The following is a 1,050-nucleotide window of genomic DNA, read 5'->3' as shown; positions in this document are numbered from 1 at the left end:
TCGGCAGGGATTCGTGTAAAAAACAGCCGTTTGGCACCTAACCTTCTGTCGTAAAAAGGATTTAGCGCTACTGCTGCTGGCCGAAGGCAAGCTCGAAACTACGCCCGTGGCATCGTTTGTACTTGCCGCCGCTTCCGCACAGGCACGGGTCGTGATCACGTAGCCCCGACGAAATGGACTGCCCCAGAAAGCTCTGCGCCATCATCAGCGGTTCGATCTCATGGGCCGGAACGCTGACATGACCGTATTGGGAGGCGCACTCGCCGCGGTTCATCACTTGGACGATTGCCTCGGATGCCTTGATGAAGTGACAAATGAGCAAGTCGTCTCGTACCGGCATCCTGACGTTATCTACCGCAATGCCGGTATACGAGCGTCGTGCGTCGGGCACGAACAGGATCGTAGCCTCCCCGTGCGGTTTGGGCGTGATCTCGACAAACTGGCCTTCGGGCGATACCCACACCGCATGGAACTCGGCTTCGACCATCACCTGCGGCCATTCCCAGATTTGCCAGCCGCACTGCATCCGGCCGCCGGCGCTGGCGATCTTGGCCTCGACATTAGGGAAGCATTCGTTGACCACCGCGCCGGCTTCGGGTTGAACCGTGAGATTGACGGGTTGCCCGCCGGGAACGACTTTCTCGATCAGTCGTTGAATGTGGCGGGTGACGCGCGGCGGCGTCGTGGTTTTCAAGTTCCTGATTCCCAAGTTCTGAAGTTGCTAGCTAAAACTAGGTCTTGCGGGTCGCCCGGGTTGAGACTGTCGGCCGATCGGAAGTTTCAGGCTTGCTTTCCTGCGGACGCAGTTGCGTCAGCAACTGCTCCAACGTTTCCAGACGCACACCGGCGCGCAGCGCCTCGGCTTCGGCCTGCTCGCGGCGCTCCCGCTCCTGCGCGGCGTCGGCGCGGGCGCCAGTCACATCAACCGCTTCGGCGACTACACGCTGGACCTCAGCAGGGAGATCGAGCCGCTCGACTATTCGAGCAAAATTCTTCTGGATTCAGCCGTTTAAGCAATGAACGGCTGTTTTTTACATGAATCCCTGCCGA

The 1,050-nt window shown here is 59.4% G+C and carries 2 protein-coding genes; one reads left to right on the top strand and one right to left on the bottom strand.

The features are described from left to right. Nucleotides 1-67 precede the first annotated feature (67 nt). Entirely contained in the window at nucleotides 68-694 is a 627-nt protein-coding gene (locus N799_RS14045) for an SEC-C domain-containing protein (RefSeq protein WP_238978994.1), read from the bottom strand. Nucleotides 695-806: 112 nt separating this feature from the next. Between N799_RS14045 and N799_RS16050 the strand changes: the two genes are divergently transcribed. After that, nucleotides 807-1,013, top strand: a complete 207-nt coding sequence (locus N799_RS16050; RefSeq protein ID WP_036213980.1) for a hypothetical protein — start codon at nucleotides 807-809, stop codon at nucleotides 1,011-1,013. The last annotated feature ends 37 nt before the right edge of the window (nucleotides 1,014-1,050 follow it).

It is taken from the genome of Lysobacter arseniciresistens ZS79 (assembly GCF_000768335.1).
In the GTDB taxonomy this organism is placed as follows: Bacteria; Pseudomonadota; Gammaproteobacteria; order Xanthomonadales; family Xanthomonadaceae; genus Novilysobacter; species Novilysobacter arseniciresistens.
This window is presented reverse-complemented; position numbering and strand designations above follow the sequence as displayed.